This window comes from Cohnella lubricantis, from assembly GCF_014212015.1.
GTDB lineage: Bacteria > Bacillota > Bacilli > Paenibacillales > Paenibacillaceae > Cohnella > Cohnella lubricantis.
The window spans coordinates 36,326-54,421 of sequence record NZ_JACJVN010000077.1 but is presented as its reverse complement, the minus strand read 5'-3'; the positions used below and the strand labels follow the sequence as shown (position 1 = coordinate 54,421).

The 18,096-nt window shown below is 58.6% G+C and carries 19 protein-coding genes and 1 other annotated feature; all 19 genes read left to right on the top strand.

Annotation, left to right across the window (positions count from 1 at the left end; all coding sequences use genetic code 11):
* The first annotated feature begins 159 nt into the window (after positions 1–159).
* The 19 genes from H4Q31_RS18400 (at position 160) to rpoB (ending at position 18,058) form a co-directional block, all read left to right on the top strand.
* Positions 160–1,266, top strand: a complete 1,107-nt coding sequence (locus H4Q31_RS18400; protein ID WP_185180525.1) for a PIN/TRAM domain-containing protein — start codon at positions 160–162, stop codon at positions 1,264–1,266.
* A 91-nt stretch (positions 1,267–1,357) separates the two neighbouring features.
* A complete protein-coding gene (ispD, locus tag H4Q31_RS18395; protein WP_185180524.1) occupies positions 1,358–2,083 on the top strand; it encodes a 2-C-methyl-D-erythritol 4-phosphate cytidylyltransferase in 726 nt (241 codons plus the stop codon).
* 1 nt (position 2,084) lies between these two features.
* Positions 2,085–2,567 carry a 2-C-methyl-D-erythritol 2,4-cyclodiphosphate synthase gene (gene ispF / locus H4Q31_RS18390; RefSeq protein WP_185180523.1) on the top strand — a complete coding sequence of 161 codons (483 nt, stop codon included), beginning with the start codon at positions 2,085–2,087 and terminating at the stop codon, positions 2,565–2,567.
* A gap of 58 nt (positions 2,568–2,625) precedes the next feature.
* The gene (gene gltX, locus H4Q31_RS18385; RefSeq protein ID WP_185180522.1) at positions 2,626–4,098 is read left to right on the top strand and encodes a glutamate--tRNA ligase; all 1,473 of its coding nucleotides are present in this window, start codon (positions 2,626–2,628) and stop codon (positions 4,096–4,098) included.
* 558 nt (positions 4,099–4,656) lie between these two features.
* Complete coding sequence (cysE, locus tag H4Q31_RS18380; protein ID WP_185180521.1) at positions 4,657–5,361, top strand: serine O-acetyltransferase; 705 nt, start codon at positions 4,657–4,659, stop codon at positions 5,359–5,361.
* 72 nt (positions 5,362–5,433) lie between these two features.
* Entirely contained in the window at positions 5,434–6,843 is a 1,410-nt protein-coding gene (cysS, locus tag H4Q31_RS18375) for a cysteine--tRNA ligase (protein ID WP_185180520.1), read from the top strand.
* Positions 6,840–7,280 carry a Mini-ribonuclease 3 gene (locus H4Q31_RS18370; RefSeq protein WP_185180519.1) on the top strand — a complete coding sequence of 147 codons (441 nt, stop codon included), beginning with the start codon at positions 6,840–6,842 and terminating at the stop codon, positions 7,278–7,280. Before cysS ends, H4Q31_RS18370 begins: the two co-directional genes overlap by 4 nt.
* A gap of 294 nt (positions 7,281–7,574) precedes the next feature.
* Positions 7,575–8,333, top strand: coding sequence for a 23S rRNA (guanosine(2251)-2'-O)-methyltransferase RlmB (gene rlmB, locus H4Q31_RS18365; RefSeq protein ID WP_185180543.1), 759 nt, complete (start codon positions 7,575–7,577; stop codon positions 8,331–8,333).
* Positions 8,320–8,862 (top strand): NYN domain-containing protein, encoded by a 543-nt coding sequence (locus H4Q31_RS18360; protein WP_185180518.1) that lies wholly within the window; start codon positions 8,320–8,322, stop codon positions 8,860–8,862. Before rlmB ends, H4Q31_RS18360 begins: the two co-directional genes overlap by 14 nt.
* 148 nt (positions 8,863–9,010) lie before the next feature.
* Positions 9,011–9,661 (top strand): RNA polymerase sporulation sigma factor SigH, encoded by a 651-nt coding sequence (gene sigH, locus H4Q31_RS18355; protein ID WP_185180517.1) that lies wholly within the window; start codon positions 9,011–9,013, stop codon positions 9,659–9,661.
* A gap of 341 nt (positions 9,662–10,002) precedes the next feature.
* On the top strand, positions 10,003–10,152 hold the full coding sequence (rpmG, locus tag H4Q31_RS18350; RefSeq protein ID WP_126961523.1) for a 50S ribosomal protein L33: 150 nt from the start codon (positions 10,003–10,005) through the stop codon (positions 10,150–10,152).
* Positions 10,153–10,170: 18 nt separating this feature from the next.
* Positions 10,171–10,380: a preprotein translocase subunit SecE gene (gene secE / locus H4Q31_RS18345; protein WP_185180516.1), complete on the top strand. Its 210-nt coding sequence runs from the start codon at positions 10,171–10,173 to the stop codon at positions 10,378–10,380.
* A gap of 25 nt (positions 10,381–10,405) precedes the next feature.
* Positions 10,406–10,939, top strand: a complete 534-nt coding sequence (nusG, locus tag H4Q31_RS18340; protein WP_185180515.1) for a transcription termination/antitermination protein NusG — start codon at positions 10,406–10,408, stop codon at positions 10,937–10,939.
* Between the two features lie 74 nt (positions 10,940–11,013).
* Entirely contained in the window at positions 11,014–11,439 is a 426-nt protein-coding gene (gene rplK, locus H4Q31_RS18335) for a 50S ribosomal protein L11 (protein WP_185180514.1), read from the top strand.
* A 133-nt stretch (positions 11,440–11,572) separates the two neighbouring features.
* Positions 11,573–12,268, top strand: a complete 696-nt coding sequence (rplA, locus tag H4Q31_RS18330; RefSeq protein ID WP_185180513.1) for a 50S ribosomal protein L1 — start codon at positions 11,573–11,575, stop codon at positions 12,266–12,268.
* Positions 12,269–12,320: 52 nt separating this feature from the next.
* Positions 12,321–12,478, top strand: a sequence feature (ribosomal protein L10 leader region).
* A gap of 52 nt (positions 12,479–12,530) precedes the next feature.
* Complete coding sequence (gene rplJ / locus H4Q31_RS18325; protein WP_185180512.1) at positions 12,531–13,034, top strand: 50S ribosomal protein L10; 504 nt, start codon at positions 12,531–12,533, stop codon at positions 13,032–13,034.
* Positions 13,035–13,112: 78 nt separating this feature from the next.
* Positions 13,113–13,475, top strand: a complete 363-nt coding sequence (rplL, locus tag H4Q31_RS18320; protein ID WP_185180511.1) for a 50S ribosomal protein L7/L12 — start codon at positions 13,113–13,115, stop codon at positions 13,473–13,475.
* An 85-nt stretch (positions 13,476–13,560) separates the two neighbouring features.
* Positions 13,561–14,166 (top strand): class I SAM-dependent methyltransferase, encoded by a 606-nt coding sequence (locus tag H4Q31_RS18315; RefSeq protein ID WP_185180510.1) that lies wholly within the window; start codon positions 13,561–13,563, stop codon positions 14,164–14,166.
* 346 nt (positions 14,167–14,512) lie between these two features.
* Positions 14,513–18,058, top strand: coding sequence for a DNA-directed RNA polymerase subunit beta (gene rpoB, locus H4Q31_RS18310; RefSeq protein WP_185180509.1), 3,546 nt, complete (start codon positions 14,513–14,515; stop codon positions 18,056–18,058).
* Positions 18,059–18,096 lie beyond the last annotated feature (38 nt).

Sequence of the window (18,096 nt, the reverse complement as noted above, 5' to 3'; positions counted from 1 at the left end):
TCATTATAGAGCATGGACTCCTTGATTTCAAAAGGATTAACCGGATTTGGCGAGCAATTTGGGCGCATCCGGGAAGTTTGCGCATCATGATCCAATTAGAGGTTAACAAGCGGGAAATTGGAACATACTAGCAGATAGGCAAATGAAGGAGTGATTATTATGATGATGAAACGCATGATCCAAATATCGGGATTGCTGATCGGGACGCTTATCGGACAAAGCGTGTCTTCTTGGCGGTCGGCCGGAGGAGTATCGTGGACGAATCCGCTTCTGACCGCCCAAGGGAGCGGAGGTGCAAGCTCCGGCAGCTATATGGGCATGGCCATCGGAGCGATGCTCGGCTTCCTGATCGCGACGTCGTTCGCCGGCGCGCTCTCCCAAGGGCTGCAGCGCGGCATCGACCGGCTGTCCGCGCTGCCTATCTCGGCTCTGGCCTGCGGGCTGGCCGGCGGCTTGTCGGGACTTGCCGTAGCGGCCTTCGCGTATCCGTACCTGTCCGATATTCCTCGCGTAGGCGCGTTGATCGGCGCGCTGGCGGCATTGTTCCTCGGGTATGCGGGATTGCGCATCGGCATCGGCAAACAGAACGAGGCGGCGGCCGCTTGGATCCACTCGCGCCGTCCGGCGGAGCCTATCCTCGAGGAAGAACCGAAGTACGAGCACCACAAGATTCTGGATACGAGCGTCATTATCGACGGCCGAATCGCCGATATTTGCAAGACCGGATTCATCGAGGGCACGCTCGTCATCCCCGAATTCGTTCTGGAAGAGCTGCAGCACATCGCGGATTCCTCGGATCTGCTCAAGCGCAACCGCGGCCGCCGCGGGCTCGATATTCTGAACAAGATTCAGAAGGAGCTCGACGTGAAGGTGCTCATCTACGAAGATGCTGCCGAGGAAGCGGGAGAAGTGGACAGCAGGCTGGTCAAGCTGGCGAAGGCAATGCGCGGCAAGGTCGTGACGAACGACTTCAATCTGAACAAGGTGTGTGAGCTGCAGGGCGTATCGGTGCTGAACATCAACGATCTGGCCAATGCGGTCAAGCCTGTGGTGCTGCCCGGCGAAGAGATTGTCGTTCAAGTGATCAAGGATGGCAAGGAGCACGGCCAAGGCGTCGCCTATTTGGACGACGGCACGATGATCGTCGTCGAAGGCGGCCGGGACTTCATCGGCACGACGATGGAAGTGCTGGTGACGAGCGTTCTGCAGACATCTGCGGGACGAATGATCTTCGCGAAGCCGAAACTATTGGAAAAAGCGCTCTGAAGCGGTATGATTATAAGAATATGGGCGGGACGCGCTCTTAGTGTCCCGCTTTTTGTGCTGTATAGTCGCGGTTGCGAGAGGGGTCTGAAGCATGAAGTGGGGAGCTGTTGTCGTCGCAGCCGGCCGCGGGACGCGGATGGGCGCTTCCGATAATAAGCCTTACTTGACGCTCGCCGGGCGGCCGGTTCTGGCCTATGCGCTGGAGGCGTTCGGGAGCAGCCCGTCGGTGGAGAGCATCGTTCTCGTCGTCGCCCCGGGAGAGGAAGCGAAGGCTAAGGCGGTTGTGCAGGAGCTGGAGCCGGCGCTGCGCAAAGTGAAGACGATTGTTCCTGGAGGAGCCGAGCGGCAGGACAGCGTATATGCGGGACTGGCCGCGTTGGATACGGAAGGCGTGCTTGTGCATGATGCCGCCCGCCCGCTCGTGACGCCGGAGCAGATCGAGGCTTGCTGCCGCGAGGCGGAGCGCCATGGGGCGTCCGCGCTGGCCGTGCCCGTGAAGGACACGATCAAGGTGGAGGGCGAGCGAGGGTTCATGACCGCGACGCCCGACCGCAGTACGCTATGGGCCGTGCAGACGCCGCAGGCCTTCGCCCGGGAGGAGCTGCTGAACGCTCACCGCGCGGCGAAGCTAGAGGGGGCTGCCGCAACGGACGACACGATGCTGCTCGAGCGAATGGGGCGCAAGGTGGCGATCGTTCGCGGCGATTATTTAAATTTGAAGATCACGACGCCGGAGGATCTGCCGGTAGCGGAGCTGCTGCTGGAGAAGCGCAGCCGAGCAAGCCTTGACGCGCGTCGTTTGGAGGAAGCGGACTAATATGATCAGAGTGGGACAAGGATTCGATGTGCATCAACTGACGGAAGGCCGCGACTGCATCATCGGCGGCGTGAAGATACCGTACGAGAAGGGGCTGCTCGGCCATTCCGATGCCGACGTGCTGCTGCACGCGATCAGCGATGCCGTGCTGGGCGCGCTGGCGCTGGGCGACATTGGCAAGCACTTCCCCGACACCGATCCGGCGTTCAAGGGCGCGGACAGCGTCAAGCTGCTTGAGCATGTATGGGCGCTGGCGAAGGAGCGAGGGTACAAGCTGGGCAACGCCGATGCGACGATCATCGCGCAGGCGCCGAAGATGGCGCCGTACATACCGGCGATGGCTGAAGTAATTGCGCGCGCGCTCGAAGCGGACGTGTCGCAGGTGAACGTCAAGGCGACGACGTCCGAGCGGCTCGGCTTCACCGGCCGAGGAGAAGGGATCGCCGCTCAGGCGGTCGTATGCCTCGTCCAAGGCGGGAATTGATTGGCCGGGAACGATCCCCTATTATGAATCATAACAACGCAAAATGGAGGAACCATCGATGAGTGATATCGTTCGTCTCCGTTACGCGCCGAGCCCAACGGGACATCTTCATATCGGCGGCGCGCGGACGGCGCTTTTTACTTACTTGTACGCAAGACAGCGCGGAGGACAATTCATTCTGCGCATTGAGGATACCGACTTGGACCGCAACGTATCCGGCGCGGCGGAGGAGTTCTATAACGGCCTTCGCTGGCTCGGCCTCGATTGGGATGAGGGCGAGGACGTCGGTGGTCCATACGGGCCTTACCGCTGCACAGACCGGATGGACATCTACCAAGCGCACATCGATCAACTGCTGCGCGAGGATAAGGCCTATTATTGCTATTGCACGGAGGAAGACCTGACGCGCGAGCGAGAAGCGCAGGTCGCGGCAGGCGAGACGCCGAAGTACGCCGGGCACTGCCGCCATCTGACGGCCGAGCAGCGGGCGGCGTACGAAGCGGAAGGCCGCAGCCGGACCGTTCGCCTGCGCGCTTCGGAAGGCGAGAAGCTGGCGTTCCGCGATATGGTTCGCGGCGATATCTCCTTCGATTCCGACGGCAACGACTTCGTCATCGTGAAGTCCAGCGGCATGCCCACATACAATCTGGCCGTCGTCATCGACGATCATCTGATGCACATTACGCACGTCACGCGCGGCGAAGAGCACATCTCGAACACGCCTCGCCAGCTTCAAATCTACCGCGCCTTCGGCTGGGAAGAGCCGGTGTTCGCGCACTTCAATCTTATCCTGAACGAGACCGGCAAGAAGCTCTCGAAGCGGGACGAGTCGATTCTGCAATTCATCTCGCAGTATCGCGATCTGGGCTACTTGCCGGAGGCCATTCTGAACTTCCTGGCGCTGCTCGGCTGGTCGCCGGAGACGGAAGAAGAGGTCTTCACCAAAGAGGAGCTGATCGAACGCTTCTCGTTCGAGCGCGTGAACAAGTCCGGCTCGATCTTCGACCAGCAGAAGCTCGCTTGGATGAACAACACTTACTTCAAGAAGGCTGAGCTTGACGTCGTCACTGACCTCTGCACCCGGCAGCTGCAGAAGGCCGGACGCCTGCCGAAGCAGTTGGACGAATCGCAGCAGGCGTGGGCTGAGACGCTGTCCGCCTTGTATCAGGACAAGCTGAGCAGCGCTTCGGAGATCGTGGAGCAGACGGAATTGTTCTTCCGAGACAACGTTGTGCTGGAGGAAGAAGGCCGGGGCATTCTCGCGGACGAGCAGGTGCCGGCGGTGCTCGCCGCCTTCGCCCGCCATGTCGAAGAGATGGGCGAAGCGGGCTTCACGGTCGATGCGATCAAAGCCGCTGTCAAGGCGGTGCAGGGCGAGACCGGCGCCAAGGGCAAAGGCCTGTTCATGCCGATCCGCGTGGCGCTGACGGGGCAGGTGCACGGTCCGGACCTGAACGCGACGATCTGGCTGCTCGGCCGCGATAAGGTGCTGCAGCGTCTGCGGGCGGGCGCCGAAGGCAAGCTGGCCTGAACGGGATGGGCGGAGGCCCGCAGTGCTTCGGCATCGCAAGCCAAGCTTTGAGCGCGAGGCTCTTGACGCCGTCCCTCATTGGGCGGCTGGCCAGCAAACGCGAAACGCCTTGTCACTGAAGTATGGTTGGGATATACTTGCGATAATGATGTTCATAGGAGCAATAGCGACGAACAGGAGAGTAGGTTCCGTATCCGGAGCGCCAGAGAGAGCTGCCAAGGCTGGAAGCAGCTTCTTCGGACGGAATTCGAAATGCGCCTGGGAGCCGTGCCGCCGAGCGTAAGGCAACAGGCTGCGCCATTCCGTACTGCGCTCGTCCAGCATCCATGAGATGTTGGGCGACCCGGCGGGTGGCTGCAGCCGGCCTGCGGGTAGGCGGCGCCGGGTGGCGCCCGTTACGAGCCTGACGAGTCGAGTCCCCGAGCGGCGTGTCCGCGCATGCGTTACTTGAGGGCTCAAGCAGAGTGGGACCGCGTACATCGACGCCTCTGCAGCGATAAGCTGCTGAGGCTTTTTTGGCATATTAGAGACCGGCAGGAGAAGGGGGAGTTGGGGAAAATGGGATTGTGGAGCACGATCCGTTCGGACATCGAGGCCGTATTCGAGAACGATCCGGCTGCGCGCAGCCGATTCGAAGTCATCTTCACTTATTCCGGCCTGCATGCCATCTGGGCGCACCGGGTGGCGCATGCTATGTATCGCAGGCGCCTGTTCACGCTGGCGCGGGTCATCTCGCAGGTCAGCCGGTTCATGACCGGCATCGAGATTCACCCCGGCGCCAAGATCGGACGGAAGCTGTTCATCGACCACGGCATGGGCGTCGTCATCGGCGAGACGTGCGAGATCGGCGATGAAGTCGTCATCTATCAAGGCGTGACGCTCGGCGGAACCGGCAAGGAGAAGGGCAAGCGCCACCCGACGATCGGCAACCGCGTCGTTATCGCTTCTGGAGCGAAGGTGCTAGGCTCATTCACGGTCGGGGACAATTCCAACATCGGCGCCAACTCCGTCGTGCTTCGTCCGGTCCCCCCGGACAGCACCGTCGTCGGCATCCCGGGGCGCATCGTGAAGCGCAACGGCCAGCGGGTCGGCGACCGGCTCGACCATACGAATCTGCCGGACCCGCTCATTGAGACGTTCCGCGTCATGCAGAAGGAGATCGACGATCTCAAGGCCGAGGTCCAACGTCTTAAGTGCATGGCGAGCGAGGAAGCGCAAGCTCCCGTGAGAGAGAAGGTAGGCGCCGGCTGCGAAGACGGCTGAAGCAGAACAGCATTTTCGACCCTTCCCATTAAGAGGATAGGCCAATAAGGCCGTGCAAAGGAGAATAGGCAAGTGACTATATCGATCTACAACAGCCTGACCCGCGAGAAAGAAAAGTTCGTGCCGCTCACGCAGGGCAAAGTGAACATGTACGTCTGCGGTCCGACCGTATATGACTACATTCATATCGGGAACGCGAGGCCAGTCATCTTCTTCGACGTCGTGCGCCGTTACTTCGAATCCGTCGGGTATGAAGTGAATTATGTCGTCAACTTCACAGACGTCGACGACAAGATGATCCGCCGCGCGGCCGAGAACGGCGTGACGGTGCCGGAGTTGGCCGAACGCTTCATCTCCGGCTTCAACGAAGACCGCGAAGGGCTCGGCGTCCGTGCGGCGACTAGGAATCCCCGCGTGACCGAGACGATCCCGCAGATTGTGGCGTTTATCGAGACGCTCGTGGGCAAAGGCTATGCTTACGAGAGCGGCGGCGACGTGTACTTCCGCACCTCCGCGTTCCCGGAATACGGCAAGCTGTCGCATAAGAACCTTGACGAGCTCCAGTACGGCATCCGCGTCGAAGTCGACGAGCGCAAGGAGAATCCGCAGGACTTCGTCCTGTGGAAGGCGGCGAAGCCGGGCGAGATCTTCTGGCCGAGTCCCTGGGGCAATGGGCGTCCGGGCTGGCACATCGAATGCTCCGCGATGGCGCTTGAATACGCGGGCGAGACGCTGGACATTCACGGCGGCGGCCACGATCTGCAGTTCCCGCACCACGAGTGCGAGATCGCGCAGTCCGAGGCGCTTACGGGCAAGCCGCTGGCTCGCTATTGGATGCACAACGGCTTCGTGAACATTAACAATGAGAAGATGTCCAAGTCCATCGGCAACGTGGTTAATCCCCATGAATTGCTGAAGCGCACGAGCGCGCAGGCGATTCGCTACATGATGCTGACGACGCACTATCGCAGCCCGTTGAACTTCAGCGACGAGGTGCTGAAGCAGGCGGAGAATAGCGTCGCCCGGTTGACGACCAGCCGCGACAACGTCAAGCACCGCCAGGCGAGCGTCGACGCCGGATCGGCGGCTGGGGCGGATGCGGAGCTGCTGGCGAAGCTCGAGGCGCTTCGCGCGGAGTTCCGCGCGAAGATGAACGACGACTTCAATACGGCGGATGCCATTACCGTCTGGTTCCAGCTGGTCAGCGAGACGAACGCTTACCTGCAGCGGGAGACGGTGGAGGCGGCGAGCCTGCAGTCCCTGTTGGGGCTGATCGGCGAGTTCGACGCGGTGCTGGGCTTGCTGCTGCCGGAAGCGGGAGCGGAGCTGCTGGACGCGGAGATCGAAGGGCTGATCGCGGAGCGGGCGGAAGCCCGCAAGAGCCGCAGCTTCGCGCGCGCGGACGAGATTCGCGACCTGCTGGCGGCGAAGGGCATTCTGCTCGAGGATACGCCGCAAGGCATCCGGTGGCGGCGCGCATGAGCGAAGCGGGAATGGGGCTAGCGCCCGTCATCGCGCCGATGCTGCCGGACGGGGTTCCGGTCAGCCAGCTGTCGCCGATCGTGCTCGCTTATATCGGCGACGCGGTGTTTGAAGTGTATGTTCGCCAGATGCTCATCGCGAAGGTCGTGCGCAAGCCGAACGATCTGCACCGGGCGGCTGTCCGCTATGTGTCAGCCGCGGCTCAAGCGAAGCTGCTGCGGCGCTGGGAGCCGCTGCTGACCGAGGAGGAGGCGGATATCGCCCGCCGGGGCCGCAACGCCAAGTCCGGCCAGCCGCCGAAGAACGCCGATCCGGGCGAATATCGCCATGCCACTGGGCTCGAGTGCCTGGTCGGCTATTTATATTACCGCGGGGAGCGGGACAGGCTGGAGACGCTTATCGGCCTTGCCTTCGCCGACCAACCAACGAACGCGTGAGAAAGGGAGATACCCATTATGAATAATCGACACCGCCCTCGCCCGTCGTCAAGCGGAACGCGCAGGCCGAATGCAGGAGGAGGGCGCGATGACGGCCGCAGGCAGGACGCGGGAGCCAAGCCTCCGCGCGGTTCAGCCGAGCCGCGCCGCACGGATCAGCCCCGTCAATGGGGGGCTGACCGCCAGTCGGAGTCCTCTCGCCGCTCAGACGCCGCCGCTCGCCGGCTCGAGCCGACGGTTCAGCCGCCGCATCTCGAGCGGAACGAAGACGAAGCCGCTGCCGGCGAGCAGTATTTGGCCGGCAAGCATCCTGTGCTTGAAGCGCTTCGCGCCGGCCGGGCGCTGAACAAGATCTGGCTGTCCAATCAAGCGCAGCGCAGCCTTGTGCAGCCCATTCTCGAGGAAGCGAAGGATCGCGGCGTCGTCGTGCAGTTCGCCGACAAGAAGAAGCTGGATCAACTGGCGCCGGACATGCAGCATCAAGGCGTCGTCGCGCAGGCGGCGGCTGTCTCTTACGCGGAAGTGGACGATCTGCTCGCCCGCGCTCGCGAGCTAGGGGAAGCGCCGCTGCTCGTGCTGCTCGACGAGGTGGAGGATCCGCATAACCTCGGCTCAATACTGCGGACGGCGGACTGCACCGGCGTGCACGGCGTGATCGTGCCCAAGCGCCGCAGCGCGAGCCTGACTGCGGTCGTGGCCAAGACTTCGGCCGGCGCGGTCGAATACGTGCCTGTCGCGAGGGTAGCGAACTTGGCCCAGACGATCGACAAGCTGAAGGAGGAGGGCGTATGGATTGCCGGCGCGGACGTCTCTGCGGCCGACGATGTGTACAAGGCTAATCTGACGGGGCCGCTGGCGATCATTATCGGGAGCGAAGGCAAAGGAATCTCCCGCTTGGTGAAGGAGAAGTGCGACTTCCTGATCAAGCTGCCGATGGCCGGGAAGATTAACTCGCTGAACGCCTCCGTGGCGGCAGGCGTCATCCTTTACGAGAGCGTGCGGCAGCGCCGGTCGGCGCGCTCCGGCCAAGGAGAAGGACATGCTTCGCCGTGAAGATGTTCTGATCGTGGACGGCTACAACATGATCGGCGCTTGGCCCGAGCTCGAGAAGCTGAAGCTGACCAAGCTGGAAGACGCCCGGGATCGGCTGCTGGATCTGCTCGCCAATTACCAGAGCTATGCCGGCGTATCCATCTCGGTCGTCTTCGACGCGTTCCGGGTGCCCGGGCTAGGCGCCGAATACAAACAGCATCGGGTGAACGTAGTATTCACGCGCGAGAAGGAGACGGCGGACGAATGCATCGAGCGCCTCGTCGGCGAGACGACGTCGGTGAAGCGCAACGTATACGTGGCCACTTCGGATCAGACGGAGCAGAGGGTGACCTTCGGGAAGGGCGCCCTGCGCCTCTCGGCGAGAGAGCTTCGGATTGCGATAGACGAGGGTCAGAGAGAGATTGAACGCACGATCCGCAAGGAGCCGCCGCCCAAGCGGAATCCGCTCGGAAGCGCGATCAGCCCGGATATTCAGCTCCGATTGGAGCGAATGCGGAGGGGACAGATCGGCGAGAATGGGGAACCATGACATATTTTCCACAGTCCAAAAGCCTGCAATCCGCGTCAAATCAAGGCGAATCAGTTGACGCTATAGGTTTCTTAAAGTATATTGGTAGTAGTTTGGTAGTCTCGTGAGCTGGAATTCCAATATGCTTGAAGGTCGGGAGGGATGATTCGTGAGCGTTGACGTGAATGAGTTGGCAGCACACGAATATGACTTTCAGACCGATGAGGACATCGTCGAGGCTGTTCGGTCAGGAGATTCAGATGCGCTGGAATACTTGATTAACAAGTATCGGAATTTCGTCCGGGCGAAGGCCCGATCCTACTTTCTGATCGGCGCGGAGCGGGAAGACATCGTCCAGGAAGGCATGATCGGCTTGTACAAGTCGATTCGCGACTTCAAAGGGGACAAGCTGGCATCCTTTAAGGCGTTCGCCGAGCTGTGCGTCACTCGTCAGATCATTACCGCCATCAAGACCGCTACCCGTCAGAAGCACATTCCCCTCAACTCATACGTGTCGTTAGACAAGCCTATCTACGATGAAGATTCGGATCGGACGCTGCTGGACGTGATCTGCGGCTCCCGCGTATGCGATCCGGAAGAGATGATTATTAACCAAGAGGAATTCTTCGGTCTCGAGGACAAGATGTCCGAGATTCTGAGCGATTTGGAACGCAAGGTTCTGATGCATTATCTGGACGGACGATCCTATCAGGAGATCGCCGTCGACCTCGATCGCCACGTCAAGTCGATCGACAACGCTTTGCAGCGCGTCAAGCGTAAGCTGGAGCGCTATCTGGAAGGCAGGGATATCGGGTTCTGAGCGAACCGGCTAGAAGATTTGGCATAAGGAATAGAAGATGACGAGCAGCCGGCGGGCTGCTTTTTTCGATTGCGATAATAGGGTTAGATCGGGGCAAATAGAGCAACAATAATGATAGGCTCTGAGGCAGGAAGCCCCGTTCCGCAACCTTCCAAATGGAATTTCGTTGACATTGCATGGGCCCTGTGATAAATTATTTTAGTAACCTTAAGGTGGAGTTGTATGCACAGGCCCTGAATCTCGGGCGAAACGCCAGGTTTCGTTGTCGTGAACGACGAAGCGGCCGCATTCGCTTGGATTCAATATGTTTATGAAGTTGGCAAGCCCGGGAGGTGGAACACATGCGGGTTATCATTACGCTTGCTTGCACGCAATGCAAGCAACGGAATTACACGACGAGCAAGAACAAACGGACTCACTCCGATCGCATTGAGCTGAAGAAGTTCTGCAAGTTCTGCAACGCGCATCTTCCTCATCGCGAAACGCGGTAAGTCGTAGGAGGTTTGGACGTGACTTTCCTAGCCAAAATGAAACAGAGCTTTGGGTCCTTTTTTTCGTTCTTCAGCGACAGCTGGGCGGAATTAAAGAAAGTCCGTTGGCCTAAGCGTAAGGAGCTGCTCAGCTACACGATCGTTGTGGTAGTGACTGTTTTGCTGATCACGATTTACTTCTGGGTGCTGGACGTTATTATTTCGCGGCTCGTCGATCTCGTCATTTGACGTGGGAACCAAAGGTGGCATTTCCATGGAGAAAAGATGGTATGTAGTGCACACGTACTCCGGGTATGAGAACAAGGTGAAAACCAACCTGGAGAAGCGTGTGGAGTCAATGGGCATGCAGGACAAGATTTTCCGAGTGCTCGTGCCGATGGAAGAAGAGGTCGTCAACAAGGATGGCAAGAAGAAGACGGTGATGCGCAAAGTGTATCCCGGCTACGTCCTTGTCGAGATGATCCAGACGGACGACTCTTGGTACGTGGTTCGCAACACGCCCGGCGTTACCGGGTTCGTGGGCTCCACAGGATCCGGATCGAAGCCGACGCCGCTCCTCCCTGAGGAAGCGGAGCAAATTCTGCGCCATATGGGCATGGAAGAGCCGAAGCCGGTTATCGATTTCGAATTGAAGGAGAGCGTCCGCGTCAAAGTCGGGCCTTTCGCCAATTTTGTCGGGTCGGTCGAAGAGATCTTGCACGACAAGAGCAAGCTGAAAGTGCACGTCAACATGTTTGGTCGGGAAACCCCGCTTGAGTTGGAATACACCCAGGTGGAGAAGATATAATATCCGGTTTCTAGCAAGAGCGGGAGGAGCTTACGCTCCGTCAGACCGCATTATGGGGCAAGGAGGTGTGCATCATGGCCAAAAAAGTCATCAAACTCGTTAAGCTTCAAGTTCCTGCCGGCAAAGCCAACCCGGCTCCGCCTATCGGTCCTGCACTGGGTCAAGCGGGTGTCAACATCATGGCTTTCTGCAAGGAATTCAACGCGCGTACGGCTGACCAGAACGGATTGATCATTCCGGTTGTCATCACCGTATTCGAAGACCGTTCCTTCACGTTCGAGACGAAGACGCCGCCGGCTGCTGTATTGCTGCGCGTTGCTGCTGGTATCCAGAAGGGTTCCGGCGAGCCGAACAAGAAGAAGGTCGCTACCGTTAAACGTGCGAAAGTTCGCGAGATCGCCGAGCAGAAGCTTGTCGACCTGAACGCGGCTTCCGTCGAAGCGGCTATGCGCATGATCGAAGGTACCGCTCGCAGCATGGGCGTTGTCATCGAAGACTAATCCGATCGCGAATTATCGCTGAATCGGGTGTGCCGGAATGCTTGATTCCGGCGCATGTGGGAGGAGATCCGTGTCGCTCCCCGCTCGGGAGCATGGATTGAGACCGTTAAAACCACACAAGGAGGAGAACAACATGGCCAAGCATGGCAAGAAATACAATGAAGCCGCTAAGCTGATCGACCGCGACGCTTCCTACGAATCCGCGGAAGCGATTGACCTCGTGAAGAAAGCGGCCACGGCTAAGTTCGACGAGTCTGTCGAAGTTGCCGTCCGTCTCGGCGTCGATCCGAGAAAGCAAGACCAGAACGTTCGCGGTGTCGTTGTCCTGCCGCATGGCACAGGCAAAACGCAACGCGTACTCGTTTTCGCTAAGGGCGACAAGCTCAAAGAAGCGGAAGCAGCAGGCGCCGATTATGTCGGCGATACGGACCTCATCAACAAGATCCAGCAAGGATGGTTCGAGTTCGACGTCTGCGTCGCGACTCCGGACATGATGAGCGAAGTTGGTAAACTCGGTCGTATTCTCGGCGGTAAAGGCCTCATGCCTAACCCGAAAGCCGGCACGGTAACGAATGACGTTGCCAAAGCCGTGCAAGAGATCAAAGCCGGTAAGATTGAATACCGCCTGGACAAAGCCGGACAAATTCACGCTCCGATCGGCAAGGTATCGTTCGACGCTGCGAAGCTCGACGACAACCTGAAGGCTCTGATCGATGCGCTGAACCGTGCGAAGCCGGCGGCTGCCAAAGGCGTATACCTGAAGAACATCTCGATCTCTTCGACGATGGGCCCGGGCGTTCGTCTGAACGTAGCATCTTTCCGTCAATAGTCGCAGGAATAACCTGTACATTGACAGGCTTTGAACGATCGTGGTAAGCTTTCAAAGTCGAATATGGATACCGTAGACCGTAGGTGCCGAGAGGCTTAATTCCCTACCGAGGTGTGTGCATAGAATCACGAGGGTTGCTTAGACGGCCTTCGGCTGGATCGAACACGTCATGCCTCCGCGGAATCTTGCGGAGGCATTTCTAATGTCTGACCGATTCTGCGCGAACCGATACGGTTGAATCAAGATCCAGGAGGTGTACGAAATGGCAAATGCAAAAATTATCGCTGCGAAGCAAGCGGAGGTTGACGCAATCGCAACGAAGCTGCGCGAGAGCGCGAGCTCCGTCGTGGCTGACTACCGCGGTCTGAACGTAGCTCAAGTAACTGAGCTGCGCAAAGCGCTTCGCGAAGCCGGCATCGAATTCCAGGTTCTCAAGAACTCTCTGGTCAGCCGCGCTGCGGCTAGCATCGAGCTGTCCGAGCTGGACTCCGTTCTGAGCGGTCCTACCGCCGTGGCATTCAGCAAGGACGATGCGGTTGCTGCTGCGAAGATTCTGAGCGATTTCGCGAAGAAGAACGATGCGCTCAAGCTGAAAGGCGGCGTCGTAGAAGGCCGCTTCGTCGACAGCGCGCAAGTTAAGGCGCTGGCCGATCTGCCGTCCCGCGAAGGCTTGCTGTCCATGCTGCTTAGCGTCCTGCAAGCGCCGGTCCGCAACTTTGCTCTCGCCGTCAAGGCAGTCGCAGAGAAGAACGAAGCAAGCGCGTAACGAAAGTTGCGCATAACGCACGACACGATCCGGCCGTAGCCGGAAAACTAAAAACATTTTATTGGAGGGTACAATTCCATGAGCAAAGAGCAAATCTTGGAAGCCATCAAAGGCATGAGCGTTCTGGAACTGAACGATCTCGTTAAAGCAATCGAAGAAGAATTCGGCGTAACGGCTGCAGCTCCGGTTGCAGTAGTTGCAGGCGGCGGCGCTGCTGAAGTTGCTGAGCAAAGCGAATTCGACGTTATCCTCGTCGACGCCGGCGCTTCCAAAATCAACGTTATCAAAGTCGTTCGCGAAATTACGGGTCTCGGCCTGAAAGAAGCGAAGGACGTTGTTGACAACGCTCCGAAGGCACTTAAAGAGAAAGTCGCTAAGGAAGAAGCCGAAGCGGTTAAAGCTAAGCTTGAAGAAGCTGGCGCTAAAGTCGAAGTTAAGTAATTTCGACCGCATACATGGCAAACCCCTTGAAGAAACTCTTCTTCGAGGGGTTTGTTCATGCTAATGAAGGCAAGGAGGTGCGCCAATGAGCGAACACTACTATACGAAGAAACCTCAGACCGCCAGCGATCGGCGAGCAATCGAAGTTACGCTCAGAGGACATCGGCTGCGCCTTGCTTCCGACGCGGGCGTGTTCTCGCGGGACGGGGTGGACTACGGCAGCCGCACGCTGATCGACATGATGGAGTTCAGAGACGATGCCGATGTGCTCGATGTCGGATGCGGATATGGTCCGATCGGACTAGCCGCCGCCCGCCTTGCGCCGCGAGGACATGTCACCATGCTCGACATTAACGAACGGGCAGTAGCGCTTGCGAACGAGAATGCAGCTGCCAACGGAATCGTGAATGCCGCAGCGATGCAGAGCGACCTATATGAAGCTGTCGCGGAGCGGCGGTTCGACGTCATTCTATCGAACCCGCCGATTCGCGCTGGCAAAGCGGTTGTGCATCGCATTCTAACCGATGCTAGAGATCACCTCCGCGAGGGAGGGGCGCTGTGGATCGTCATTCAGAACAAACAAGGCGCTCCGTCGGCCAAGGCCAAGCTCCAAGAGGTGTTCGGAGAAGAGGCGGTCGAAGAGATTGGCAAAGACAAAGGCTATCGGATTTATCGCGCAAAAATGGTTTGACTTGGCTGCTGGCATATGGTATTATTGAAAAATGTCAGTATTAAGATGGGCTATTTGTCTTTAGCAGACAAAAAGTCAAGACCCAATTTTCGCGCAATGCGAATAAGTTTTCTCCGAATGGCGTATAATGGGTTTGTTTTGGGCAATTGACTGGATAACGGTGCCATTGTGCCGCCTATCAACCGGCGCATAAGGGCTTTTCTTTATTTACGCTGTCCGGTCCTTTGACTTGCTATTCGGCATGTTTATTAAGCGCGTACGCCCGCGGAACGGCTGCCTCTGCTACTGCTGGAGAGAGGATCTCGTTCTCGCTTGTGTTGAAGTAGACTGAAGGGGTGAGGTTAAGTTGGCAGGACATCTTGTTCAGTATGGTCGCCGTCAGCGGCGCAGCTACGCCCGCATCAACGAAGTGCTGGAAGTACCGAATTTGATCGAGATCCAACAGCAGTCGTATGAGAAGTTTTTGGAGGATGGACTGCGCGAGATTTTTCAAGATATCTCGCCGATCTCCGACTTCACGGGCAATCTGGTTCTGGAGTTTATCGACTACAGCCTGGGAGAGCCGAAGTATTCTGTCGACGAATCGAAGGAACGCGACGTCACGTATGCGGCTCCCCTTCGCGTCAAGGTGAGACTGCTCAATAAGGAAACCGGCGAAGTGAAAGAGCAGGAAGTGTTCATGGGCGATTTCCCGCTCATGACCGAGACCGGCACTTTCATTATTAACGGCGCAGAACGGGTAATCGTCAGCCAGTTGGTTCGTTCGCCGAGCGTGTATTACAGCACGAAGGTAGACAAGAACGGCAAGAAGACGTTCACCGCGACGGTTATTCCGAACCGCGGCGCATGGCTGGAGCTCGAGACGGATGCGAAGGACATCGTCTACGTACGGATTGACCGTACGCGGAAGATTCCGGTTACCGTCTTGCTTCGCGCGCTCGGATTCGGCACTGACGCCGAGATTCTAGACTTGCTCGGCCATGATGAATTCATTCGCAATACCCTGGAGAAGGACAACACCGACTCCACGGAGAAAGCGCTGATCGAAATTTATGAGCGCCTGCGTCCGGGCGAACCGCCGACGTTGGAGAATGCGCGCAGCTTGCTGATCGCGCGATTCTTCGATCCGAAGCGCTACGATCTGGCGAATGTAGGCCGCTACAAGATAAACAAGAAGCTGCATATTAAGAATCGGCTGTTCAATCAGCGTCTTGCTGAGACGCTGGTGGATCCGTCCACGGGCGAGATTATCGCCGAAGCGGGCCAGATGATCGACCGCCGTCTGCTCGATCAGATTCTTCCCGCTCTGGAGAAGAACGTCGGGTTCAAGACGTATCGCGTCACCGGCGGCGTGAACGAGTCGGAGGATATCCCTCTTCAAAGCGTGAATGTCTATTCGTCGGAAGAGGACGGCAAAGTCGTCAAGGTCATCTCCAACGGCATCATCGACAAGTCGGTGAAGCATATCACGCCGGCGGATATTATCGCCGCTATCAACTATTTCATGAACCTGCTGCATAACATCGGCAGCACGGACGACATCGACCATCTGGGCAACCGTCGTCTGCGCTCAGTCGGCGAATTGCTGCAGAACCAATTCCGCATCGGTCTGTCTCGGATGGAGCGCGTCGTTCGCGAGCGGATGTCCATCCAGGATCAGAATGCGATCACGCCGCAAGCGCTGATCAACATTCGTCCGGTCATCGCCGCGATCAAAGAATTCTTCGGCTCCTCGCAGCTGTCCCAGTTCATGGACCAGACGAACCCGCTGGCCGAGCTGACGCACAAGCGACGTCTGTCTGCGCTCGGTCCCGGCGGTCTGACGCGGGAGCGCGCGGGCATGGAAGTCCGCGACGTGCACCCTTCCCACTATGGACGGATGTGCCCGATCGAGACGCCTGAAGGACCGAACATCGGTCTGATCAACTCCTTGTCGACGTTCGCGCGCATCAACGAGTACGGCTTCATCGAGGCTCCGTACCGCAAGGTCGATCATACGACCGGCCGCGTGACGAGCGAAGTCGTCTATATGACGGCTGATGAAGAGGATAACTACATTATCGCGCAGGCGAACGCCGTTCTGACTGAGGACAATAAGTTCGCCGACGAGACAGTTATCGTCCGTTACAACAAGCAAGCCGATAACATTCTGACGATGCCTTCCGATCGCGTTGACTTCATGGACGTATCGCCGAAGCAGGTCGTATCCGTCGCTACGGCGATGATTCCGTTCCTTGAGAACGACGACTCCAACCGTGCGCTCATGGGTTCGAACATGCAGCGTCAGGCGGTGCCGCTGCTTGTGCCGGACTCCCCGTATGTGGGCACTGGCATGGAGCACAAGGCTGCCAAGGACTCCGGCGTATGTATCGTCTCGAAGTACGATGGCGTCATCGAGCGCGTCACGGCCAACGAGATTTGGCTGCGCCGTACGGAGACGATCGACGGCAAGGAAGTCAAAGGCGACCTCGTCAAGTATAAGTTGCAGAAGTTTATGCGTTCCAACCAAGGAACTTGCATCAATCAGCGTCCGCTAGCCCGCCGCGGCGATATCGTCAAGAAGGGCGATATTCTCGCAGACGGACCGTCCACGGAGAACGGCGAATTGGCTCTCGGACGCAACGTCGTCGTGGCGTTCATGACGTGGGAAGGCTACAACTACGAGGACGCGATCCTGCTGTCCGAGAAGCTCGTCCGCGAAGACGTCTATACTTCGATTCACATCGAGGAATACGAGTCCGAAGCGCGCGACACGAAGCTCGGGCCGGAAGAGATCACCCGCGATATCCCGAACGTAGGGGAAGACGCGCTCCGCAACCTTGATGAGCGCGGCATTATCCGCGTTGGCGCCGAGATCGGCGCAGGCGACATTCTCGTCGGCAAGGTCACGCCGAAGGGCGTAACCGAGCTGACGGCGGAAGAGCGCCTGCTGCACGCAATCTTCGGCGAGAAGGCTCGCGAAGTGCGCGACACGAGCTTGCGCGTGCCTCACGGCACCGACGGCATCGTCGTCGACGTCAAAGTGTTCACTCGCGAGAACGGCGACGAATTGCCGCCGGGCGTTAACCAATTGGTTCGCGTCTACATCGCGCAGAAGCGGAAGATTTCCGAAGGCGACAAGATGGCCGGACGCCACGGTAACAAGGGTGTCGTCGCCCGCATCATGCCGGAGGAAGACATGCCGTTCCTGCCGGACGGCACGCCGGTTCAAGTCGTCTTGAACCCGCTGGGCGTTCCTTCGCGGATGAACATCGGTCAGGTGCTCGAGGTTCACTTGGGCATGGCTTGTAAATATCTCGGCATTCGCGCGGCGACGCCGGTCTTCGACGGCGCGCACGAGAATGACGTTTTCGACACGATGGAAGAAGCCGGCATGCAGCGTAACGGCAAGACGATCCTGTACGATGGCCGTACGGGCGAGCCGTTCGAGCGCGAGATTACGGTCGGTGTCATGTACATGATCAAGCTGGCGCACATGGTCGACGACAAGATCCACGCGCGCTCCACCGGTCCATACTCGCTCGTTACGCAGCAGCCGCTCGGCGGTAAGGCGCAATTCGGCGGCCAGCGCTTCGGCGAGATGGAAGTATGGGCGCTCGAGGCCTACGGCGCGGCATATACGCTGCAGGAGATTCTGACCGTCAAGTCGGACGATGTCGTCGGACGCGTCAAGACGTATGAGTCGATCGTCAAAGGCGAGAACGTGCCGGAGCCAGGCGTTCCGGAATCGTTCAAAGTCTTGATCAAAGAACTCCAAAGTCTCGGCATGGACGTCAAGATTCTTGCTGGCGACGAGCGGGAGATCGAAATGAAAGAGATGGACGACGAAGAAGACGCCGCCGGCGACAAGCTGAACCTCAACCTGGAAGGCTCCGAGATCGGCGCCGAGTAATCGTTCCCGGCCGACGGCGGCAGCTCCGCCGTCAGCCT